The sequence below is a fragment of the Candidatus Profftia sp. (ex Adelges kitamiensis) genome (assembly GCF_020342455.1).
In the GTDB taxonomy this organism is placed as follows: domain Bacteria; phylum Pseudomonadota; class Gammaproteobacteria; order Enterobacterales; family Enterobacteriaceae; genus Profftia.
Window position 1 is genome coordinate 586,870 of the sequence record NZ_CP080506.1, and the last position, 26,226, is coordinate 613,095.

A 26,226-nucleotide genomic window follows, 5' to 3' on the forward strand; every position below is an offset into this window, starting at 1 on the left:
ACACAATTTTTAAATTACGTGCCGCTGACTAGTATTATGACATTATGTAATATTTATTTAACTAATTAGCACTTACACTATAATGTTTACTTTAAAACGTTAGATAAGTAATCTGAAGTTTTAAAAGTATTAAAGATTACTTAGTTTGAAGCAGGTATTATGTCAATAATAAAATGTTTTATTATTAATTAGATGTTAATTAGGTTTTTTTAGCTAATGCTAGATTCAGCATCCATAATTCTCGTCTTTTATCGGCATTGAGACCTTGAGTTCGATCTAGAGCAATAAGCTTTTCTTGACGACATTGTAGTATTGAGTTATATAAACTTTTTAATGTATCAAGAAACGTTTGATGAACCATGTCCTTAATCACCATGTGGTTCCAAGTTGCCAAAGTTTCAAGATGTTTAGCGTATTTATTATTACGGTAAAGTTCAATTAACTGGCCAGTTGTTAAATCTGGGTATGCTAAACATGTTTGCACTATTTCAATAAATAATGGTAATCCTGGCAGGTTATATGTTCTTAAACTTTCCAAAGAAGTCACTTTAGATGCTAAAGAAGGATTCTGTAATAGTAGTCCTATAAGTGTACGCATAGTTGTGCGTTTTAGTTGGGGTTGCTGGTATATACTTTCTGTATTCACTATATGTGGTAGTATTTTTTCAAGCTGATTATCATCTAAAATACCTATTTTTTGTCCCAAAAACCTACGTAAGTAGAATCTTAGAGTATCACCTGGTATCCTTTTAATTAACGGTAAAGCCAATGCACTAAGCTTTGTTCGTCCGTCAGGTGTGCTTAAATCTACTTTAGGTATTAATGTATTAAATAAGAAAGATGACATTGGTTCAGCTTGATTAATACGTTGTACAAATTTTAAGTGACCTTCTTTACGTATTAGTGTATCAGGATCTTCCCCATCTGGCAGGAACATAAATTTTAATTGCCGTCCATCAGATAAAAATGGAAGAGCTGTTTCTAGTGCCCGCCAAGCTGCTTTACGACCAGTATTATCACCATCATAGCAGTACACTACTGTATCTGTATTACGAAACATTAGTCTAATATGTTCTGCTGTGGTATTTGTTCCAAGTGAAGCTAAAGCATAATTTATTCCAAATTGCGCTAAAGTCACTACATCCATATAACCTTCAACAATGAGTATGCAAGGTAACTGATCTCGGTGTTGATGCGCTTCATATAAACCAAATAGCTCTCGTCTTTTATGAAAAATATCAGTTTCAGGAGAATTAATATATTTAGGTATATCGTTATTTAAAGTACGACCACCAAAAGCAATAACTCGTCCACGTCTATCACGAATAGGAAATATTATACGATTACGGAATAGGTCATAAATACGGCCATTTCTGTTAGGAATAATAATACCAGCATCATTTAGTGCCGTACGACTAGCTTCATCATGGCTAAAATTCTTGAGAGTGCTATCCCAACCTGCAGGGGCATATCCAATACTGAAGTAATTAATAATTTTGGCGTCTAGTCCTCGTTTTTCTAGATACTGCCATGCATGTTTATTGTTGGGTTTATTTAAAGTTTTTTGATAGAAATTACTTAAGACACCCATTAATTTATATAAAATTTGACGTTTATGGTATTCTGTTTTATTACAAATAACTCCCTGTGTAAAAGGTATTGTAAGACCAGATATAGCTGTTAGTTCTTCAATACTTTCAATAAAATTCAGACTATCGTAATGCATTAAAAAATCTATGACGTTACCGTGAGCTCCACACCCAAAGCAGTAATAAAACTGTTTCTCTGCGCTTACGGTAAAGGAGGGTTTTTTTTCATTATGAAATGGACAGCAAGCATTATAGTTTTTACCTTGCTTTTTTAATGATATACGTGCATAGATAATATCTACAATATTTATCCTACTTAATAAGTCATTTATGAATACATGAGGGATTCTTCTTGTCATAAATTTCATATTATAGTTAGTTTGTACTAGCATAAACCGCTAGAGTATATTATTAACATGCTTTAGCCTTCTGAATAAAAAAGTAACTCATATTCTCTCTACAAAAGGTACATCCTTAAAATGTGATATTACATTAATTAAATCTCCTAAAATATTAAAATTAAATTCAATTATATTTTGTAGAATATCTTGTTATAATAACTTTTATAAATCTAGTATAATCGTGTGTGACGTGCATTTTCACGAGTTATTTTTTTTGCGTGACGTTTTACAGCAGAAGCCTTGGCTCGTTTACGTTCAGTAGTTGGTTTTTCATAGAATTCACGACGACGTACTTCAGATAAAACACCCGCTTTTTCACAGGACCTTTTGAAGCGACGCAGAGCAACGTCGAATAGCTCATTTTCACGTATTTTAATTAATGGCATATGTTAATAACCTCGATATAAATATATTAATTACTAATCTAATGTTATCTGTTAAAAACAGTACTTAATATTTTAACATAAACATTATTACTTTATAAAGCAGTCTTGTATTTATGTCTACAGTCTCTTTAACATTAAGTTATTATATTTATTTTTTATCATAAGAGTGACATACTGAGTGTGATGATTAATTGTATCACCTTTATTTTTATAACATATATTGAAAGTATTATAATTTAATCATATTGTAAGTTGTTATTGACCGATGAAATACAATTTATTGGAGCTATTATGCGTATTTTAGGTATTGAAACATCTTGTGATGACACTGGTATTGGTATTTATGATAATAAAAAAGGTATTTTAGCTAACCAATTATATAGTCAAATAAAAACGCATATTGATTACGGTGGTATTGTGCCTGAACTAGCATCTAGAGACCATATCCGCAAGGTTATTCCTCTTATTCAGGCTGCTTTTAAAGAAGCTAATTTAACATCAAAAGATATCGATGGAATAGCGTATACTGCAGGTCCTGGTCTTATTGGATCTTTGTTAGTTGGTGCATCCATTGGTCAGGCTCTCGCATTTGCATGGGATTTGCCTGCTATTCCTGTTAATCATATGGAGGGTCATTTGCTTGCGCCGATGTTAGAAGATAATCCTCCTATATTTCCATTTGTTGCTTTACTAGTGTCTGGTGGGCATACTCAATTAATTAGCGTTACTGGTATGGGGCAATATAAGTTACTAGGAGAATCTCTTGATGATGCCGCAGGGGAAACCTTTGATAAAATAGCTAAGTTACTAGGATTAGAATATCCTGGTGGTTCCATGCTTGCTAAAATAGCAAAGTATGGACATACAGGGCGTTTTATTTTTCCTAGACCAATGATAGATAGCCCTGAACTTAATTTTAGTTTTTCTGGTCTTAAAACGTCTGTAGCAAAGACTATTCTTAGTAATCCTAAAGATAATCAAACACGTTATGATATCGCTCTTGCATTAGAAGATGCTATAGTTGATATATTGGTTATAAAATGTAAGCGTGCATTAGAGCAAACTGGGTTTAAATATTTAGTTATGGGTGGGGGTGTGAGTGCTAACAATAAATTGCGAGATCAATTAACTATAATGATGAAAAACAGAAATGGTAAAGCATTTTATGCTCGTCCTGAGTTTTGCACAGATAATGGAGTGATTATCAGTTACACTGGAATGCTACGCTTCAAATGTAACATAAATTCAAATTTAATTATTTATGTACGTCCACGTTGGCCTTTAATGGAGCTGCCAGCAATGTAATTTAAAATAATATTTATAGTATTTTATACTAATTATATTTATTTCATATTTATATATTGAAATAAAAAACTAGGTTAGAGAAGTATTCCAATAAATATTCTAATTGAAATTTGCATATAGAAAATACATGTTTATAAGAATGCTGTTTTTAGATAAAAACTATTATCTTTTCTATACAAAATAACTATTCAGTAACTAAATATTTTATTAAAAATGTATATGTATTTAAATTTTATTATTATTACATAATACAATAAATAATAAAAATAGGGTGGTAATTCTTAATTATTATTTTTAGTAGTTAGTATACGCTAAAAAGAAATTGGTTAATGAATGCTAATTTTAGTGTTAGAATATATGAATGATTTAAATATATAAAATTAATACTGCTTCTTATTTAAGAATATTTTTAATATTAACTAAAATCTATTAAAAAGGTATATTTTATTAAAGGTAGCATTGTTTATAGAGAAAATAACTGAGTACGAATTACGATATTAATATATAAACTGTCATAATTTTGATATGAGATTAAATTTAGTAAATTTAGGTTATATTTCTCATAATAAATCTTATTTAAGACTTATTAGATTTTATCTAATATTCTTATAAAATATAAAAAATGTGTATAAAATATATTTAAATTTATAATATTATAGCATTTTCTTGAAAATTTAGATTGTGTTATATAAAAAACTAACTTTACTTAAAATTCAATATTTATCTGATTACTAGAATTATGTAAATCTATGGAATTATTATATAACTTTTAATTCAGTTTTTTATTTTTATAGACTTATTTTTCCATAATTTTTTAATAATCACAACTAATAAGTAATATATAATGAATTTATATTATTATTATATAATATAATTATTAAAATCTATAGTAAACAATTTTACATTAATAAAATAATTTTTTATTTTATTTTTGCCGATAATTAAGTATAGTATTAAAATTAATATTGATACTTTATCAAAAATTATACATATAAAATTATTTTATTTTTTACTCTCATAAAGTAATATAATAAATATATATAATACTTAAAAGAAAATACGTAATAATACTTACTGTACAATTAAAGTATTAATTATACTAGTAATACTATGATTCAACTAGTTACTAACATCAGATGTTATAAGAAAAAATCATTTATCAAAAGAAGATTACAATAAATCAATATAATGTTTGTAATGCATAGCATCAATTATTGCTTATATATAAAATAAAATTTCATTAAAGACCAACCATATTTTTATTGATTTTTTTTAGTAAGATAGAAGAATTATTTATTATTAATATAAATGTTATTTTTTATATAGTATATTATAAATAATAATTATATTGTATACACTTATTTTAAGTATATTATTTAAAGAGTAATTACAGTATTACATGGAATATATTTAGGAAATATAATTTATTGTAATAATAAGAATTTATATATTTTATACCTTAAGTTATTTAATAATGATAAAATTTAATACAAGCAATAATGTAAAAAAAATCATTAATTATAACAACAATTACATGAGGTAATTTATAAAATAATAATTAAAAATTAAAAAAATAATTAGTAAGAATTTAGTTATAATAACTATTATTACTTATATTTATTAAAAATACATATTTATATTTTAATATTTTTTAATAAATGAATATTTATTAGAATTGTAATAATATATACTTATATTAAGGTTATATATTGTATTATAATATAATTTAAAGTTATTATATTCTATAGAGTTGTTAATATGATTTATCTTGTTTTATAAAATGCAGTTATGCAGTACTTAAAATACCATATTTTATAGTTCTTTGATAAATGTTTTTAACAAGTACCATATCTATATCAGTATATAATAAAATACTCCTATGTTATTAACAATAATTCATTGATGTTTTATATATAATATTTTATATAAATTATTAATTAAATAATATCTATATAATATAAAAAATATATGTTCTATAAAAATAGTTATAATTAATAGTAGAATAAATAAGACTATTTCTTAATATTTAATGAGAAATATACTATAATATAGCATAAAATTAATACCTCTTATCTCAAATTAATATTTTTAAAAAATATATAAAACAATATTAAGTAAATTCTCTCTTTGAGATTACTTTAAAAAGATGTAGCATTCTTATTTAGCTGTATATTTATTTATCTAACAAAATAATTCTTGCTCATTAAAATAGAATGATTATTTAGATCTAAATAATTTTTTTATTTATGCACTTAATATTTTATAAAGGCTTTATGTTTGATGTTATTCTGTCGTAAATTTTATTTTAAATTATTATATTTAAATATAAAAATATTTATTAAAAGTAAAACTATTCTTTCTGAGCCGTTAACTGCGCTACGTTTGGATATAACCTACCCTATACTTTATATTTTACCATATTATTCACAAATAGATTTTTTAACTTTCCGATATAGTTGTCTTTCTAATAATTTACCTGATCCACTAGATGATAATAAAATTGATGATACTACTGTTTTGCCACGCACTATTTTTATTGAAGAGAGTACATGTTTATATAGCTACACTTTGCTAAAACAAGGTTCAGTAAAATTATTACATCAATATTTAGAATTGTATTGTCATAATCAGTTATTCAATATCCAGATTATTCCAATTTTAGTTATGTTGAGTCGTTCCCCATATTGTAATATATCCTATAAAAAATTATCTTTATATCAGAAGTTTATGAATATTTTTAAAAAAATCTTTACCTTTATTTTTTTAGGAAGTAATGGTTTTGTTCTCTTCTCTAAAAAAATATCATTACATGATATAGTAAATCAATATGGTGCTCATCCAAATATCGTAAAAAAAATGATACGTATGGCACGAATGTATTTTTCCCGTCAAATTTTATCTGCTATAGGTCCAATACCATCTCATCCTAAGGATGTATTTATTAAAATATTATCATCTAAAGAGATGAGTAAAGCTATTGAAGATGAATCACGTGGCAAAAAAATTTCTCTTGAACAAGCTAAAAAAAAAGCAGTACATTTCATCAAAGAAATCGCCTCAAACTTTACTTATATCGTTATGTATTTATCTGACCGTGTGTTAAGTTTGATGTGGAACTTCTTATACCAGAGTATTGATGTTCATAATATTGAACGTGTACGTAAGTTAGCACAGGAGGGTGATGGAATTGTTTATATTCCATGTCACCGTAGTCATATGGATTATTTACTATTATCATACATATTATATCATCAAGGATTAGTACCTCCCTACATTGCAGCAGGTATAAATCTAAATTTCTGGCCAGCTGGACCTATTTTTCGTCGTTTAGGTGCTTTTTTTATTCGTCGTAGTTTTAAGGGTAATAAGCTATATTCTATTATATTTCGTGAATATTTAAGTGAACTTTTTAACCGTGGTCATGCCATTGGGTACTTTATGGAAGGTGGTCGTTCACGTACAGGTCGTTTACTTAACCCTAAAACAGGTATTTTATCAATAACTATACAATTAATATTACGAGGATTAAAACGTCCTATCACCCTAATTCCAGTATATATTGGTTACGAACATATAATTGAAGTAGAAACCTATTCTAAAGAGTTACGTGGAGAACCCAAAGAAAAAGAAAATTTAGTTCAGATGGTTCGTGGGTTAATTAAACTACGTAATTTAGGGAGAGTATATATAAATTTTGGTGAACCAATTACTATTAATAACTGGTTAAACCAGCATGTTCCTGAGTGGAAGAATTTTATTAATTTAATAGAAGTTCAGCGTCCATGTTGGTTAACTCCAATAGTTAATAAGATTGCAAATACAGTTATGATTAATATCAATAAATCTGCTGCTGTTAATGCAATAAATTTATGTTCTCTTGCATTATTAGCAGCTCCTAAGCATATATTAACTCGTACACAATTATTGGAACAATTAGAGTGTTATTTACAGCTATTGCGTAACGTACCTTATACTTTAGATGCTACTGTACCATACCAAACATCAGAAGAACTACTTAACAATGCTCTATATATAGGTAAATTTAAAGTAGAGAAAGATAATCTTATTGAACGTATTATACTAACACGTAAGCAGGCTATATTACTAATATACTATAATAATAATATTCAGCATATGTTGGTATTGCCATCATTAATAGCTAATATTGTTATATACCATAATAAAATGATTTCTCGCAATCAACTTTTACAGTTGGTAAAACTACTATATCCAATATTAAAAGAAGAGTGGTTTTTATATTATAAATTTAGTACTTTATTTAAAGTACTTGAATCTATTATTACTGAACTATGTCGTCAGCAACTGATTTATACTAAAAATGATAATCTAATTATCAATCCCGAACGTATTTTTAGACTTCATTTATTAGCGTTTGTCATAAGAGAAAATATACAACTTTATGCTATTGTTTTCTTTATTTTAAGTACTAACCCCGATATAAGTCGCAGCGCACTAGAAAAAGAAAGCTGTCTTATAGTAAGGCATTTATCGGTATTAAATTACATTAATACACCTGAGTTTTTTGATAAAACCATTTTTTCTAAGCTAGTAACTACCTTACGTTCAGAAAGATATGTATACGATGTAGGAGATACTTTTTCTGAACATATAATGAAAATATATAATCTATTATTAACCATGATCACACCCGAGATCAAGAAATATTTTTCTGATAATAGTAAAAAAAATATTTTTTAAAAATTACATTAATTAATGTATAGTCTTTATTGTATTGATTTTAAAAATTTTTCATTTTAAATATTACTAATTTAAGTAGCAACTAATGATATCTTTTATATATTGTTTTTTCAAAAAATATCTATTATATATAATAATATAAATATAGCTAGATAATTGTATTTTTTAATAACATAATTAAAAATAATTTTTTTAGTTCATAATTAATTAAATGATATTAATATTATTATTTTAACTAGTTTAATGAAACCTATTGTACTCATATTAGTATATTATTAATATGATATACTTAAGTTATATTAGAGATGAAATTACTAATATAGTTAGATTTACAATCTAAAGTGTCTTTGATCGTAGATCAGAAGCATTCTAAATTAGATTATTTATATGATTATTTTTAATATATATAAAAATATACATTTATTTTTTTATATTTTATTATTATAGGTCATATATCAAAGATATATTATTTTTTATATAATTCTATAGTGAAATAAATATTTCTTATTATTTTAATATCATTATTTATAACGTATACTTTATTGATTAATTTTTATTATTTTAATAGGTGTGGAAATGTATCGTTATTTATCAAAAAATAAATGCTTAATCAATATATATTTATAAATAACCTATTTAGATATCATTTTATATAAAAATTACTAATTAGATAAAAGTTTTATATTATCTATATAATAAATTTATATAACGAGACATAGTAAGTATAGATATAATCTATTTCGCACCTAATAAGTTACCTCTAAGATATTTAGAGGTGATGTCTCTTTACTACATCAATTTAAAATCTTATATAAATATTTATAATATTTATATAAGTTGTTTCACTTTAATTTAAAATAGTATCCTCTATTGTAACGAAATCATTTTTAGGAGGTGATCAATATCATAATAAAATATTTTTAAAATATAAAAATGTTGCTAAATATTGCATATAAAATTATTATATAAATAATGTGTACTTAAATAAATAGTAGATAAACTATTTATTTAAGTTATTGAGATAAAAATTTTTTTAGTTAAAAAAATTAAGTTATTGGTGTATTAAAATGTTTATACAGATTATTAGTGTATTGGATTAGTAATCTTGTGTATTATGATTATATATTTTTATTAATTATTTTAAATTAATAAAAGTTCATATAATTTGTAATTAGTCTATATTTCTATTAATATATTATATAATTTACTTTTTTACTTACTATATATACTAATTTATATTATAAAACTATACAAGATAATATCTATATTTATTGCGCATGCTACCTAAGATTTTATCTTAAGGTTATTTTTTTTAACAATCAAAATTAATTGTTATTAGAATGTTATTAAATAATACTCATACTAAATCATATTTAGTAGTATGAGAAATGTTAAAATGCAATAATCAATATTATATATTATTATTAATACAATATACTTTAAATATATCATCGTACTGTTTTAAAAATCTTAAAATATATAAATAATTTTATTATAGATTGAATCTATATATATTTTATAAATATTTCTTAGTTATTACTATAATTTTTAATATCTTTTTAGTAAAGAGTATGATTATTTCCCCTAATCAGTATAATAAATATATAAATAGCCAGTAATTTCTTTAAACTTAAAATATTAGTATCTCTCTATTTTATTAGATTGATATGTATTAGTATTTTTTACTAGATATACTGTATTAGAGTGTTTATTTGTGTTTGAAGATAATTCTCTATTATAGATAAAAGTTAGCTAGATGATTTTATACTACTAATTAGTATAAGTACGTGGATCGTCATAATATTAAATATACTTAAATGTACAAAACATCTTTATACAATAACGCATTTTTCTTAAATAAATTGTAGTAATGAAATTATAGATAAGATAGGTGTTAAAGTTATTATTCTTAAATATTATTATTAAAATAACATTTAAATAAATATATGAGCGTGCTATGTATGTAAATGTGTAATAAAATATCTATCAGAGTAATAAATAAGTAAAAATATAACATTTATACCTATAAATATTTTTACAGTAAGATTGTTCTAAACATTAGGTACTAATCAATAAAGATTAATACCTAATATATTATTTTAATATATAATTTAAGAATATTAAGTATATACAATAAAAAATATTATTTTTATTATCATAATAATATATACCACTGGTATTTTGATAAAGAATAATAAATTTAAATTATTTTAATAAATTTATTATAAGTAGTATATAACTATTAGAATAGGTATTAGCACAAAGTTATGAAATATTTAGAATATTATTTATCTTAAAGAGAACAATTTTAATATAAAATATTTATTTATATTTAAAAGATATAGCTTTCTTAAAAGCGGGGTAAGTATTTATATATTTAGTAATATATTTAGAATTTACTTAATTGATACAATATTAAAGAGTATAAAATTGATATATTTTATAGTAAAACATAAATTTTATTCTTACTCACTAAAAGTACCAGTATTGTATTTAATTATGTCAAATATTTTTATCATTATAAATTCATTTAAATAAATGAGTATTATTCTTTGTATCTTTTTTTATAACATAAGATCTAAAGTATGACATTTATCAAGCACTTTATATGATAAGTATCATAACATATGAATAAACTACCATACATATATCCGTGTAGTAATTTGATTTTTATATCTTTATTATCTTATAAATATTTATAAAATATTTATATCATTAAAATTGTATATACGTCAAAATACATAAAAAATATATTATATGTCATTAATAATAAAATATATTTATTGTATGGATATTGTTTTATGTTATTTTGTAATTAAAAAATAATATTTATAGACTAAAAGATATATATCTATAGTGATAAATTAAACAAATATAAAAATTATTATATCATAATTAAATTAATAATATATTTATACCATGGTAAGGTACAAGATTGGGTGATCTTAATGATAAATAAAAATATTTTACCTAGTAAAATATTTAAAACATAACAACTTTTATATGAAATCATACTCTATACTAAAAGTAAGTATATGTTTATTTATTCATTATTAATTTAAATAATGGTCTAATTTATTAAAAATATTTTAACTAAAATAATAATTCTTAAAGCTTTGAGTTGTATATATAACGTAATATCCTAAAATATTTTTATAATCTTTACTATACTTTATCTAAGATCTAGTGATCTTGTGTATCTATTTGTTGATATTTAAAAATTAAAACAAATAAATATATATTTAATATAAATGAAAATTAAACTCTTAGCTATATAGATTGAATAATCTATATAGATTATTATATAAAAGTATAAGAATAATAATATTCAATATATTTAAAATCTATAAATAATTATTATCTTTGATAATTATATTGTATTTAAAATAATCTAATATTAACAATAAATTATTTTATTTGGTGGAGCTGGGGGGATTTGAACCCCCGTCCGAAATTACTATGCTGTTAGCACTACATGCTTAGTCTGATTTTTAGATTCATTTATCAGATACGAACAGACACGATACTGATAAACTAGCTTGATTATATTTAATGTTTTAACCTCAAACAAAGTATAGAACACGATCTCTTTTAGGTTTGACCTTTCTTTATCCCCGTCCTAAGAGTGGAGGCTAGGGAGAAGGGGCTCTAATCAGGTTATTAAGCTGCTAGTGCGTAGTTTTCGTCATTTGCGACTATTTTTTACGGCTTTTAACGAGGCCAACCGTTCCTCGGCATGCTCTTTCAGTTTTGTAAATCCCGTCGAATCCATAATCAGCCCCAAGTACTGTTATAGTATATCAGAAAAATATTCTATATCTATTATTATTTATAATCTTAGTATGTTAATTATTTGCTCGCTTGATAATGCGTGCTTGATGTATTTTCCATTCACGATATTTAATTAAATTACGTTTGTCATGCTCTTTTTTACCTTTAGCTAGACCAATATTAATTTTAGACCAAGCTCTCTTCCAGTAAAGAGAGAGAGCGACTATGGTAAAACCATTTTGACTAACCTTACCACTGAGTTTTTCTAATTCCTGTTTTTTTAATAAAAGTTTGCGCGTACGTATAGGATCATAAAAAATATTTGTATACATTGTGTTTAGGGGTTGTATAGTTGCACCAAATAAGTATATTTCTCTATCGCGAAAAAATACATAACTACCATTAATATTAACATTACCTGCGCGTATTGACTTAACTTCCCATCCCTGAAGTATTAACCCTGCTTCTATTTCTTCCTCTATAAAGTATTCATATCGAGCACGTTTATTTATAGCAATAGTTTTTGAAATCAGCTGATACTTTTTTTTTATCATATTATTACCATAATGTATAGTAATTAGAATTACTAAAAATATTATTTTAACTTTATCAACTATTAACTATTTTAAACTAAAATTAATTTATTGGACACTTTTATATATCCCTATATAATATATACTGATTACTTTTTTTTAAAATTATCTAATCATCTATCTATCGCAAATAAATTATTTTTTTATTTATAAATATTATTACTACTAAAATATACTAATTAGTTTAATTATATTTTTATGTACTATACATGTACTTAGTTTTGTAAAAAACTTATTTTAATATTAGCACTAAATTTTGTGATAACTCTAATTAATATTTTTAGATTAGATAAAATACGATATTTTTTACCTAAAATACATTTTTAAGAAAATTAAAGTAGTAAAAATAAAGTTTTATGTAGATTTTATTTAAAATGATTTAATGATCTTATATTACCTCTTAAACTATAATGTTTAGATAATGCTTATAAGTAAAGATTATACTTTTTCTTTAAATTTAAAGATAAGCTTATTCAGTTTTGTTCTTTAAGAGATAATAAAAGTCTGTATTAAAAAATTATTTTTATTATAATTTGTAAAAACTTACATAATTTTATATAAAAATAAAATAATGTCATACTAACTATATTTAAGTATTTATATTCCTTAAAATAACTATATTAACAGTTGCATTTATAGTATATAGGTAGGGAAGTATTTATATTTTCAATGAAAATATACTAAACTATTAAACTTATATTAATATATTCTGATTGATCATGACTATATTAACTCATATTTATGTTTTTCTTATACTACATTGGTTATATTATTGTGTTATTTTTAATAAATCCATTAATGATTATATTTACTCAATATTTCTATAGTTTTACTACTCTAGATTATGGGTATGTATTTTGGTAATTCTATGTTTTATATTTCTAATATTACATAAGTCTTGTTAGTATTTAATTATGACATTTAATTTTCCTATTACTTAAGTTTGTTTTGTAAAATATATATATAATTTTAATATTATAGTATTAGTGGTAATAAATAAATTAAATATTTATTTAATTAGTACTATCTATTATAGTTTTTTAAAAATATTACTAATATAAAATTAAAACATATTACTATAACAATAGTATATATAAATGATATTACCATAGTGTACTAAAATAATATCGTAGTAGTCAGTGGTTTATTTTTCTTTTTTAAGAATAGTGATATTAACATATAACCTTCTAAAAATTCAATTGTCTTAATTGACCAATTAGTTAAATATAAACTTAGTAATATATTTAATTTTATTACTGTAGAAAACTATGTTATTGTACATAGCAATCTATTAGTTCACAATATATCTACTATTTACTCTATGCCTTATCTAATTTTTTGAACTTTAATTTAATTCTTATTCAGTAATTGCAGAGTATTATTATATTAATATAATTTGTTGTGTTATTTATTCTTTGAATAATAACATGATATTTATTTCTGTATTAACCCTATATTATATATTATGATAAGAGATCTTAATTTTAGCGAATTATATTACTGTAATATTTAAAAACATAAAGTTTATATCATCTACATGATAACCCTGTAGGAGCTTTACTGATGGAATTATCTTATCTAACTGCAGTATCACCTATTGATGGTAGGTATGGAGATAAAATTACCATATTGCGTCCTATTTTTAGTGAGTATGGTTTACTAAAATTTCGTTTACAAATAGAAATACGTTGGTTACAAAAAATAGCATCCTGCAGACAAATTTGTGAAGTTCCATCTTTTAATGATGATGTTCAGTGCTTTCTAGAGAAAATAATTTTAGAATTCACAGAACAGGATGCTCAACGTATAAAAAATATTGAATATATTACTAATCATGATGTTAAGGCCGTAGAATATTTTCTAAAAGAGAAAGTAACAACAATACCTGCCTTGCACGCAGTATCTGAATTCATTCATTTTGCCTGCACTTCTGAAGATATTAATAACCTATCTTATGCTTTAATGCTAAGTACTGCTCGTAAAGATATAGTTAAACCACAGTGGCGTAAAATTATCGACTCTATAACGATTATAGCTCAAGAATATCGTCATATCCCTATGCTTTCTCGTACCCACGGACAGCCTGCAACACCATCTACTGTTGGTAAGGAGTTTGCCAATGTAGTATATCGTATGGAACGTCAATTTTCTCAATTAGAGAAGATAGAAATTCTTGGAAAAATTAACGGTGCTGTAGGTAACTATAATGCTCATTTGGTGGCTTACCCTACAATAGATTGGCATCAGTTTAGTGAAGAATTTGTTACTTCTTTGGGTATTCATTGGAATCCTTATACGACTCAAATTGAACCTCATGATTATATATCTGAATTATTTAACTGTATAGTACGATTCAACACCATACTTCTTGACTTTAATCGTGATATTTGGGGTTATATCTCATTAAATTATTTTAAGCAAAAAACTATAAAGAGTGAAATTGGTTCATCTACTATGCCTTATAAGGTTAATCCAATAGATTTTGAGAATTCAGAGGGTAATTTAGGTTTATCAAATGCTATATTAGGACATTTATCTACTAAACTTCCTATTTCTCGTTGGCAGCGAGATCTCACTAGCTCAACAGAATTACGTAATATGGGGGTTGGTTTAGGTTATGCATTGATTGCTTATCACTCTACTCTAGCAGGTATGAGTAAATTAGAAGTAAATCAAGATTATCTTTTATATGAATTAGACTATCACTGGGAAGTACTAGCTGAACCTATTCAAACTATGATGCGTCGCTATGGTATTAAAGAACCTTACGAAAAATTAAGAAAACTAACTCGTGGTAAACGTGTTAATGCTAAAGATATACAAACTTTTATTAATGAATTATCACTCCCTGATACTGAAAAAATAAGGCTCAAAGAAATGACTCCAGCTAATTATATTGGTGCAGCTATTACTTTAGTTGATAAGCTAAAGTAATAGAAAGTTATTTCTAATATTTTCTTAAATTATGATATAAATAAGTATTTTTACTGTAACAAAATATATTGATTTATAAGCATTGTTAATAATATATCAAAATTTTAGTATTAAAATAACTATTAATTCAATAATTTATGATTTAATAAATATTAATTTATTTTGATAAATTTAATTTTACTAGTTTGATATCTAGTTATATATAAATATATTTTAATATATTAGTAATATAATTAAATAATTGCAAGAGATATAATATTTATACAAAATTATTTTATACTTTAAATAAGATTAATTTTTAAGATCTACCATTATTTTATTTTAATACAATTTAAAATACTGATATTTGATATAGTTTTAATATGTTTTAAAGAATTTTCTTACTTTCTTTTAGAATATTACATTTTATTGATATTAAGAAAAATTTTTCTTATATGTAGTATGATACTAATCAAGTAAATTATCAGTAGATACATACAACTTCGTTGATTATGTATGCTTAGAATAATTAATTATTTTAAATATTACTTTATTTATAAAAAAATTATTAAAATATTATGATATTTTAAGAATAATATCTTACTAATAAGTATATTACCTGTAATATATATTTTTTATGTATATTACTGCACTTATACATTTAATATAAAATAATTATATTAAATGTATTATACAGGCAATCCTCTTCAACTATACATGAGTCAATAGGTGGCTTTACTTATTTAAAGTATAATACTCTTATTTATAAAATAAATAGTAAAATACTAATATAATGTATATTAAATACAACATATTTTAATATTTTAAAATAATGAAATTATATTAATACTCTTAATAGTACATAAAACTATTATCAGTTAAACTAATTATTTATTATTAAAGTATGAAATAATTATATACAGAGAACATCAAACATAATATATTATTTCACTTCTTCTACTGTAGTTAGTATTTAGTATAATTTAATACATGGATGTTTTATTATTTTAAGTAAAATTACATTTTACAATTATCCTTTAAATACTTATCGGCTTAACTATCATATAGAATAAATTAAACATCATAATACTAGTGACTAAATGATAGTATTTAAAATACTACAAGTAAGTACTACAACATATCTGCTATAATTATATATAAGAATGTATAATAATACACTGCTTTAGTTATCTTTATTTTATTAAGAAAATAAGTATATAATTTTATATGTTTTATGGTTGTCATAATCAACATAACCGTAATAATAAGGTTGTTAAATTTTTAATGAGTTAAATCTATTTAAGATAAAAACATGGATTTAAAGTATAACTTTTATTGTTTTAACATAAAAAGTTTTATATCATCACAATACGGTTTTTTTTTATCTACACAATTAAACTATTTTCTTTTAAAGTAATTATCCTTAATAATCTAAGGTATATCAATATACCTATATTTCCTAACTCAAGTAAATATAATAATATATTAAAATATTTTCTAATTAAATCTTTATTAATTTATAATTAAAATAAATATTTTTTATAAATAAATATCACAAAAGATCTTTAATGTTTTATATTAAATTTAAAATATGCATAGATAGTATCTATTTATATTAGCAGATAATTATTTTTTATAAATTTATTTTTTTATAAATTTATTTATCACTGCCATTAAATCTTCTACTGTAGATTGTCTTAATGCTTCATTTGCTAATTCTTTTACATCTTTAAAATTAGCATTACGAATAATTTTTTTAATACGAGGTATAGCAATAGAACTCATACTGAACTCATCAAGTCCCATACCTAAAAGTAGTAGTGTAGCATTTTCATCACCAGCAAGTTCTCCGCACATACCCGTCCACTTACCCTCTGCATGGGAAGCGTCTATAATCTGTTTAATGAGTGTTATTACTGAGGGAGACATAGGATTATAAAGATGAGAAATTATCTTATTTCCACGATCTACTGCTAAAGTATACTGAGTAAGATCGTTTGTTCCAATACTAAAAAAGTCAACTTCTTTTGCTAAGTGACAAGCAATAATTGCAGCTGCTGGAGTTTCAATCATAATTCCTACTTCTATTTTTTCATCAAAAACTATCTTCTCTTTGCGTAGCTGGTTTTTTAGTAGCTCTAATTCAACTTTAAGTTCACGGACTTCTTCAATAGAAATAATCATTGGAAACATAATACGTATTTTACCTAATGCAGAAGCACGCAAAATAGCTCTTAGCTGAGTATGTAAAATTTGTTTACGATCTAGACAGATGCGAATTGCACGCCATCCCAAAAATGGATTCTCTTCTTTTGGTAAATTCATATATGGTAAATCTTTATCTCCACCGATGTCCATAGTACGAACTATAATAGATTGAGAACCCATACTTTCAGTAACTGTTTTATATGCTTGAAATTGTTCTTCTTCTGTTGGAAGTGTATTGCGGTCCATAAATAAAAATTCAGTACGATAGAGACCAATGCCTGAGGCACCATTACGTTTAGCACTAATTATATCACGTATAGTACCTATGTTGGCACATACTTCAACTTGATGTCCATCAAGCGTAATAGTTGGTAAATCTTTTAGTTTTAAAAGTTCGTTCTTTTCAGATGTAAATTTATTACATACTACTCTTAATTTTTGTACTATTTTTTTTGTCGGGTTCACATATATCTTATTATTTACAGCATCTAGAATTAAAAAATCACCGTTTTTTACTTGTTTAGTAATATTAGAGGTACCCACTATTGCTGGTAGTTCTAAAGAACGAGCTATGATAGAGGTATGAGATGTACGTCCACCTAGATCAGTAACGAATCCCAAAACTTTTTTTAGATTTAGTTGTGCAGTTTCTGATGGGGTTAAGTCGTTTGCAACTAAGATAATTTCTTCCTGAATAGCACTTAAATCAACGATGTGCATACCTAAGATATTCATTAAAAGACGCTTACCTATATCACGAATATCAGACGCACGTTCTTTTAGATATTCATCTTCTAATTGTTCTAGAGCTTTAGCTTGATCACTAATAATTTTATTAACTGCAAATTCTGCAGTCATTTTATTTTCTTTAATAAGGGTTATAATGTCTTGTTCTAGTTCTTCGTCTTCTAATAACATTATATGACCTTCGAAAATTGCTGCTTTTTCTTTACCAAAAACTTCCTCAGCTTTTATTTTAATATTTTTTAGTTGCTTAGATGCCTGTTTACATCCAGCTCTAAAACGATCAATCTCTTGTTCTTCTTCACCAGGATTAATTTTTATCCGATCGATAATAATTTTATCCTCTTTTAGCAAAAGAGCTTTACCAAATACAATACCTGGCGATACTAAAATACCTGAAATCATAATATTCCTCATTTATTTAAAATGTAACTAAAACTTACTTTACTTAATTATTATTTAAGTTCTGCTATCAATTTTACTAAATATTCAACTGCCTTCTGTTCGTCTGCTCCTGTAGCGGAAATAGTAACAACAGTACCTTGAGCTAGACCTAGGGTTTGTAGTTTGAATAAGCTTTTTGCGCTTGCACTTTTAGAATTAGAAGTCAAAGTAATTTCTGAGGTAAACCCTTTTGCTTCTTTAACAAAATGAGCAGCAGGACGTGTATGCAGACCATTTGGTGCGGTAATTGTAACCTTTTGTTGGAACATATTTTCCTCAATTGTTTTTTAGTTTATATTATTGTTAACTGTTAAATTAAGTCTCTAACTTTATTCTATTTAATTACTACCTATCTTATGGAATAGTTAAGATATAAGAATTATATAAAATAATTTTAGTTTAGTTTAAATAAAGTAAAATATCACAAAATGATTCTTTAATAGAATGGTAATTCTATATTAATATTTCTATAGAAAATAGATTACACTGACTATTTAGTAGGCCTAATGCTTTGTATTGAATGCTACATTAGATATTATTTAAAATATTAATTATCATTACAGCAAAATAATCTTTATCTTTAAAGGATAATAATATATGATTAATATCATTTTTAATAATTTTAAGTAGTATCTTTATATATATTTAATTAGATAATAAATAAATATTTGTAGATTAATATTTAAACTATATTATAAAATAACTCAATAAAGTTACCTTAATACACTAAGAAAATTATAATGTCATTATTGTAATGCCTTATTGAGTGAATAAATCTACAAATAAAGCAATATTGTTAAATAACATTTACCAGAAGAAGATGTAGTACCTGAGTATTTTTATTAGTAAATTTTAGTTCTTTAGATATTTTTTATTACTACATTAAATATAATTTAAGGTACGATCTCTAGCAGAGATGTATTTTTTATTAAAACCCATTTCATATAAATATTTTTATTATTGCCAATCAATTAATTATATATAATTAATTAAATTTAAATTGGAGATTATCACTGATAAAACCCAAGACAACACCTTGGATTTTATTTGGTCCTAGTCAAATAGTTTTACTAGCTATAGTATGAATGATAACTGTTGATTCTTCTGGTTTAATAGCTATTGCGATAACTTGGTTTTTGATGTTTTAGAGTGTTGAGTATTAGTTAGTACTCCGTCTATACAAATTCTAGAAACTCATACGATAAAGTTTGTCAAAAGTATCTTCCTATATTTTTGTACGGTTGTTTTTATAAATATCAGGGTTGAAAGGATTACTAGATTATTTTAATGAGAAAAAATTACTCTTTAAGGTAGCTATTTCTTTATCTTTTAAGATCTAGATATTTCATAATTTTTAATGACTTTATTGAGCATTAAATCTGCACCTAACATTTTGATTGATTAATAACATTCTAGACTTAATAGTATTAATAATTATTAATATTAGCTTATAACTACGTGAATTAGCTATCAAATATAAAGGACATACTAGTATTTCTAATAGTTATTTTAATTAGTTTAATACCTGATTTAAGGATATTTTGTTTATCAAAATTCCAGATCGTATTAGCACTGATTCTATCTTTAATACTAAAATTGGACTACAAAATTCTATATTTAATAAAATATAATTATTTACTATATGATTTAGATGACTGAGCAGATAATGGCCTATTATTAAGTAATTATCCTAAAAAATTTTCATCATAATAAGTCCTTTACCATATGAAATACATACTTAATTTTTGTATTACACTCTATTGTTTCTCTTAAAGAAGTAAATACATTATATTTAGTTGTGTTAATAATTAATAGAACTTTTCTTAAAAAGAAGTATATAATATATATTATTATTCATACAGTGAATATTGCTTTTAGGGGAAATATTAAATCATGTTACTGCATAAAAGACGTGCTTTATGGTAGTTATAAATCTTTTATTCTTTGTATAACTTTATATTAATAATTGTAACTGTATTAAAAAATTTATAGTAAAACTTTATAAGGATAACAATAATTCCAAAGAACTAATATTTACTTAAATTCTAGTATCATGAATAGTAATTATTTATAATTATCATTATGTAGTTATATATAGTAAATATTTTTTAATAAATTGCAATTAAATATTATTAATCAGCATAATTAAAATAGGTAATATTTTTATTATAGAATATATACTATAAATTAGTAGGATAATTTTAAGTAAAAACTAGAGAATAATTTTAATTGTCTTAAGTTATAAAAACTTATAAATTTTGATAATTAAGCAAATTACTTTTAATAATATTAGCATCCTACATAGATTACTAAGATCTATTTTTTATTTATTACTAATCTTTTATGTGAAATTTTAACTAAAGTATTATAAAATACTTTTATAACATAGCAAACATCCTATCTATCTAGATAATCAATTTATTATTTATATAATCTATCATAATTACTATAATGACAAGTTTGTTTTTAGATAAAAAACTTTTATTTACGTATAAGTAATATTTAATATATTGATTAATTTTAATATATAATTTTATAGTAATTTGATTATAGATAGCTTATCTGATTTTTTTTATAGATATAAATAAGCTTAATTTCATAATATTTAGTTTTTATAAAATGATAAGCATATACTTACTCTCGTAAATATATATTTAATAATATGACGTATTATAGTAATAATATTCATAGATGGTCTATTTTAGACGTATGTTTTAAAAATGATTATAAAACTACGAATAGTCATTTTAATAAAAATTCTATTTGATTGATTCTATTCTTAAATAAAGTTATTAAATAATTATATAAATAATAGTATATATCACACTATTATATCTGATTTAAAAAATCATCTACTACATCTTATTTTATAAAAAGAATAAAAATTAATGAATTTTAATATAATAACTAAGTATTTAATGCTAAGTTATTAGTAATTAATTTACTTGCAGTAAATAATATAATACATTAATTTCTTTAATTATGTCTTATATTGTAATAGAAAAATAATTTTTATAACTATTTTATCTATATATTTTGCTAATCAACAGAAAAGTAATAAATAAACTTTTATTGTATATCTTAGTATATTTAATAGTTGTACTCACTATATAAGTGGAGCTATTGAGTGAAGAGTTTGCCATTATGTATGGTAGTGGTATTCAAACAACAGAGATTACCATGATGCATGATTTGCTTCTAATATTCATTGTTGTTAGTTTTGGTACGATTATAGCTTTGTTATTACATAGATCTTGGATTAGTCGTAAAAATATTAATTGGTCTTTTCGTACTCTACTCAAGACAAGAATAAAAAAATCTTATGATACACATTTACTAGTGAAAAGAGATAAAAATGTAGATAAATTTCTGAGTCAGAATCCTTGTCATGCCAAACAAAAATCTATAAAAACTATATTCAACCAGTTTAGTATTTTTCAACATGAGAATTCGAAAAATTTAAATAAGCTGCATACGCCTCTCAACCATATTGTACAATTTAGGGAAAATTTAGAAGCACAACAAGTATTTAGCTATCCGATAGTAGCAAAGAATAATTTGCTGCATGAGAACTATAAAGATAATCATATTAATCTAAATTATGAACTATTAAATAATTCAAAATCACTGGAGAATTCTACTAATTCTAGGAAGAATAATATTATTCAGCCAAGAAAAATAATGGAAATAATTCTAGTCTTGCATGTTGCTGCAAGTTACGGTAGCGTAATAAGAGGTGAGGTATTACTGCAAAGTATATTACAATATGGTTTTCAGTTTGGCGCTATGAATATTTTTCATCGTCATCTAAATCCTATGGGTAGTGGTCCAGTTTTGTTTAGTATTGTAAATATGATTAAACCAGGTAAATTCAAACTTGAAAATATGTCTTATTTTAGTACTCCTGGTATCTCTTTATTTATGAAAGTACCTTCATATGGTGACGCTAATCAAAATTTAAAGCTAATGCTTCAATCAGCTAAGCGTATAGCTGAAGATGTTGGTGGTGTGGTATTAGACGATGAGCGCCGAATGATGACTCTACAAAAATTAGAAATTTATCAAATGCATATACTTGAAATTTTAAATACTAAAAAATAATAGGATAACTATCTAATACAATTAAATATATTCTATATATTAAAGTTTTTATTTTTAATCAAATTATTAATAAATTATGACATATACTAATGTACAGCAACTTATAAAAAGGGTTGAACAACTAAGAACTTTTTTACGTTATCATGAGTATCAATACCATGTACTGAATTCCCCTGAAATACCTGATGATGAGTATGATCGTTTAATGAATGAGCTGCGAAACTTAGAAGATAAGCATAATGCCATACTCATTACATCAGATTCTCCTACCCAAAGAGTAGGAGCAGCACCTTTATCTTCATTTAGTAAAGTTCATCATAAGATACCTATGCTTTCGTTAGATCATATTTTTGATGAAGAGAGCTATTTGTCTTTTGATAAGCGCATACATGAACGCTTACAAATATCAGATCCTTTAAGTTTTTGTTGTGAACTTAAATTTGATGGTTTAGCAGTAAGCCTTTTATATAAAAATAGTATTTTAATTCGTGGTGCTACGCGTGGCGATGGTAACATAGGGGAAGATATTACAGCTAACATTAAAACAATACGTGCAATCCCCTTACAATTAATAGGGAGTAATATCCCTAGTAGTGTTGAAATTCGTGGTGAGGTTTTAATGCCATTATCTGGTTTCAAAAGAATAAACGAAGAAGCACGTGATAAAAATCAAAAACTTTTTTCTAATCCCCGTAATGCAGCTGCAGGATCATTGCGTCAAATTGATGCACGTATTACTGCTAAGCGTCCTCTTACTTTTTTTTGTTATGGTTTGGGATGGATAGATGATGGAAAACTTCCACTGGGTCATTATGAATATCTACAGCAATGTAAGCATTGGGGCTTGCCAGTTAGTAATTGGGTAAAACTATGTAACGGTAGTGATGAAGTGTTACAGTTTTATCGTAAAATTAAACAAAAACGTTCAATGTTAGAATTCGATATTGACGGTATAGTAATTAAGGTAGATAGTTTTTATTTTCAAAAACATCTTGGCTGTATAACACGAGCGCCTCGTTGGGCCACAGCGTTTAAATTTCCTTCCCAAGAACAAATGACTGTAGTAAACAATGTTGAGTTTCAGGTTAGCAGGAATGGTACTATTACACCAGTTGCATGTTTAGATCCTATTCTTATAGCAGGTGTTATGATAAGAAACGTTACATTACATAATGCTAATGAAATAAAACGTTTAGGGTTATTAATTGGTGATACCGTTATTATTCGTCGTGCTGGAGACGTTATTCCACAGGTTCTTAGTGTGGTAAATTCTAGACGTCCTAAAAATGCACAGAAGATTATTTTTCCTAAACATTGTCCTGTATGTGGTTCTAACATTGAGCGCATTACCGGACAAGTAATATCTCGTTGCACTGGTGGCTTAATATGTAAGGCTCAACTTAAAGAGTCACTCAAACATTTTATTTCACGTAAAGCTATGGGTGTAGTAGGTATTGGAGGTAAAATCATTGAACAGTTAGTTGAAAAAAAATATGTGCATACCCCACCTGATTTATATCGCTTAACTATAGATGTCTTTACTAATGTAAATCGTATAGGTCTAAAGTCTGCGACTAATTTAGTTCACTCTTTAGAGAAGTCTAAAAAAACTACAATGGCAAGGTTTCTTTATGCATTAGGAATATATAAAGTAGGGGAAGTAATGGCATTAAATTTAGCAGCACATTTTGGTTCATTAGAGTCTTTATGTAGTGCAGATATTGAAGAGCTAAAAAGAGTACAGAATATCGGTACAGTGGTTGCAGAGCATGTATACGATTTCTTGAATAAAGAGTATAATAAGAAAATTATTAATGAATTAATTAGCCCTGAGATTGGAATCCATTGGTATATCAAGCCTCAGACAGTTTTAACTAAAGATATGCAAAATTTTTTTTGGGGGAAAAGCTTAGTATTTACAGGTTCATTTAATTTAATATCTCGTAATCAGGCTATATATAGCCTATTAGCTTTGGGTGCTCAAATAACAAAGAGTTTATCCAAGAAAACTGATATATTAATTGTTGGTAATGCAGCAGGATTTAAGTTAGATAGAGCTAAAAATCTAGGTATTACAATTATAAATGAAGTAGATATAATCAAGTTATTAGGGTTGTAAAATATAAGTTACTAACAGTTCTATTTATTAAAGAGATATCATCTATCAGTGTAATTAAAACAATAAAATTATAAAATTAAGATAAATAATATTTTTTATGAATACAAAGATTATTTATAATTAATTTTTCTAAAAAATATATAATATATTTTATATTTGAAACATTATTCAATAAGGGTAACATGCTTATTTAATAAAGTAATCTCAGCAGTATGATTAGTAAATCATGTTGAATATAAAAGTATATTTGAGATTTTTATCTTAACAATATTTCAAAATATAATAATTAATATTATGAATATTACTTTATTAGAACTAAAAAGCTAGGTAAGTTGTTTTTAATATATCTAGATTAGAGATAGATATATAACTACTATGAATAATTAGACTAATTACTCTAAATATTGATTGATAATTTTATTCGAGAAAATAAAACTAAATTAGTTAATTATTTTTTATAAAATTAAAGAAACTACAATACATTTTGTAATGCAATACATTACAAAATATGAAATATCATTCTTTTAAAAAAATATTATCAAGAGTTTATATAATGTTCTAAATTCTTATTATAGCTATAATAGTATTAATAATAATTTAATTAGTATTTCTTGTGTTATAAAATTATAGTTATAAAACTATAGGCATTATATTTGTATAAGTTCCCGTTTTTTTAGGACATATTTATAAATATTAACTATATAAATTATATTCGGTTTCTTTAATTTTTTCTATATACCCCTCTTTTTCTCAGTGTTCAATACCATAAGAACTATAGATGGGGAACTTTATGTACTTCTTGATATAGCTGTTTGAGTTTAATTTGTTTATGTAAGGATACCGTATCTCTTACTTTAAATAAAATTGCCATTCTTTTGTCTCTGCGTATTACTTTATTATAAAATTATAATATTTTATATACCTTTAGTATCA

10 protein-coding genes and 1 other RNA gene are annotated in these 26,226 nt (G+C 24.4%); 5 read left to right on the plus strand and 6 right to left on the minus strand.

The window, feature by feature from the left end:
• Window positions 1–199 precede the first annotated feature (199 nt).
• Entirely contained in the window at window positions 200–1,948 is a 1,749-nt protein-coding gene (dnaG, locus tag K0T98_RS01545; RefSeq protein ID WP_225639664.1) for a DNA primase, read from the minus strand.
• A gap of 212 nt (window positions 1,949–2,160) precedes the next feature.
• Window positions 2,161–2,376 carry a 30S ribosomal protein S21 gene (gene rpsU, locus K0T98_RS01550; RefSeq protein WP_225639650.1) on the minus strand — a complete coding sequence of 72 codons (216 nt, stop codon included), beginning with the start codon at window positions 2,374–2,376 and terminating at the stop codon, window positions 2,161–2,163.
• Window positions 2,377–2,667: 291 nt separating this feature from the next.
• On the opposite strand from rpsU, the gene tsaD reads away from it, so the two are divergent.
• Window positions 2,668–3,681, plus strand: coding sequence for a tRNA (adenosine(37)-N6)-threonylcarbamoyltransferase complex transferase subunit TsaD (gene tsaD / locus K0T98_RS01555; RefSeq protein WP_225639665.1), 1,014 nt, complete (start codon window positions 2,668–2,670; stop codon window positions 3,679–3,681).
• A 2,280-nt stretch (window positions 3,682–5,961) separates the two neighbouring features.
• Entirely contained in the window at window positions 5,962–8,400 is a 2,439-nt protein-coding gene (gene plsB / locus K0T98_RS01560) for a glycerol-3-phosphate 1-O-acyltransferase PlsB (protein ID WP_225639132.1), read from the plus strand.
• Between the two features lie 3,418 nt (window positions 8,401–11,818).
• Here the strand turns inward: plsB and ssrA are convergent.
• Window positions 11,819–12,182: a transfer-messenger RNA gene (ssrA, locus tag K0T98_RS01565) on the minus strand.
• Window positions 12,183–12,245: 63 nt separating this feature from the next.
• On the minus strand, window positions 12,246–12,725 hold the full coding sequence (smpB, locus tag K0T98_RS01570; RefSeq protein ID WP_225639133.1) for an SsrA-binding protein SmpB: 480 nt from the start codon (window positions 12,723–12,725) through the stop codon (window positions 12,246–12,248).
• A 1,602-nt stretch (window positions 12,726–14,327) separates the two neighbouring features.
• Here smpB and purB point away from each other — a divergent pair.
• Window positions 14,328–15,698: an adenylosuccinate lyase gene (purB, locus tag K0T98_RS01575; protein WP_225639134.1), complete on the plus strand. Its 1,371-nt coding sequence runs from the start codon at window positions 14,328–14,330 to the stop codon at window positions 15,696–15,698.
• Window positions 15,699–17,318: 1,620 nt separating this feature from the next.
• On the opposite strand, the gene ptsI is transcribed toward purB, so the two are convergent.
• The gene (gene ptsI / locus K0T98_RS01580; RefSeq protein WP_225639135.1) at window positions 17,319–19,034 is read right to left on the minus strand and encodes a phosphoenolpyruvate-protein phosphotransferase PtsI; all 1,716 of its coding nucleotides are present in this window, start codon (window positions 19,032–19,034) and stop codon (window positions 17,319–17,321) included.
• A gap of 50 nt (window positions 19,035–19,084) precedes the next feature.
• Window positions 19,085–19,342 carry a phosphocarrier protein Hpr gene (ptsH, locus tag K0T98_RS01585; RefSeq protein WP_225639136.1) on the minus strand — a complete coding sequence of 86 codons (258 nt, stop codon included), beginning with the start codon at window positions 19,340–19,342 and terminating at the stop codon, window positions 19,085–19,087.
• A gap of 2,854 nt (window positions 19,343–22,196) precedes the next feature.
• On the opposite strand from ptsH, the gene zipA reads away from it, so the two are divergent.
• Both zipA and ligA read left to right on the plus strand, forming a co-directional pair.
• Window positions 22,197–23,174: a cell division protein ZipA gene (gene zipA / locus K0T98_RS01590; protein ID WP_320412429.1), complete on the plus strand. Its 978-nt coding sequence runs from the start codon at window positions 22,197–22,199 to the stop codon at window positions 23,172–23,174.
• A gap of 76 nt (window positions 23,175–23,250) precedes the next feature.
• On the plus strand, window positions 23,251–25,293 hold the full coding sequence (ligA, locus tag K0T98_RS01595) for an NAD-dependent DNA ligase LigA (protein ID WP_225639137.1): 2,043 nt from the start codon (window positions 23,251–23,253) through the stop codon (window positions 25,291–25,293).
• Window positions 25,294–26,226 lie beyond the last annotated feature (933 nt).

Coding starts and splice junctions, on each gene's coding strand:
- dnaG (WP_225639664.1), bottom strand. CDS start 1,948: ATGACAAGAAGAATCCCTCATGTATTCATAAATGACTTATTAAGTAGG.
- rpsU (WP_225639650.1), bottom strand. CDS start 2,376: ATGCCATTAATTAAAATACGTGAAAATGAGCTATTCGACGTTGCTCTG.
- tsaD (WP_225639665.1), top strand. CDS start 2,668: ATGCGTATTTTAGGTATTGAAACATCTTGTGATGACACTGGTATTGGT.
- plsB (WP_225639132.1), top strand. CDS start 5,962: ATGTTATTCTGTCGTAAATTTTATTTTAAATTATTATATTTAAATATA.
- smpB (WP_225639133.1), bottom strand. CDS start 12,725: ATGATAAAAAAAAAGTATCAGCTGATTTCAAAAACTATTGCTATAAAT.
- purB (WP_225639134.1), top strand. CDS start 14,328: ATGGAATTATCTTATCTAACTGCAGTATCACCTATTGATGGTAGGTAT.
- ptsI (WP_225639135.1), bottom strand. CDS start 19,034: ATGATTTCAGGTATTTTAGTATCGCCAGGTATTGTATTTGGTAAAGCT.
- ptsH (WP_225639136.1), bottom strand. CDS start 19,342: ATGTTCCAACAAAAGGTTACAATTACCGCACCAAATGGTCTGCATACA.
- ligA (WP_225639137.1), top strand. CDS start 23,251: ATGACATATACTAATGTACAGCAACTTATAAAAAGGGTTGAACAACTA.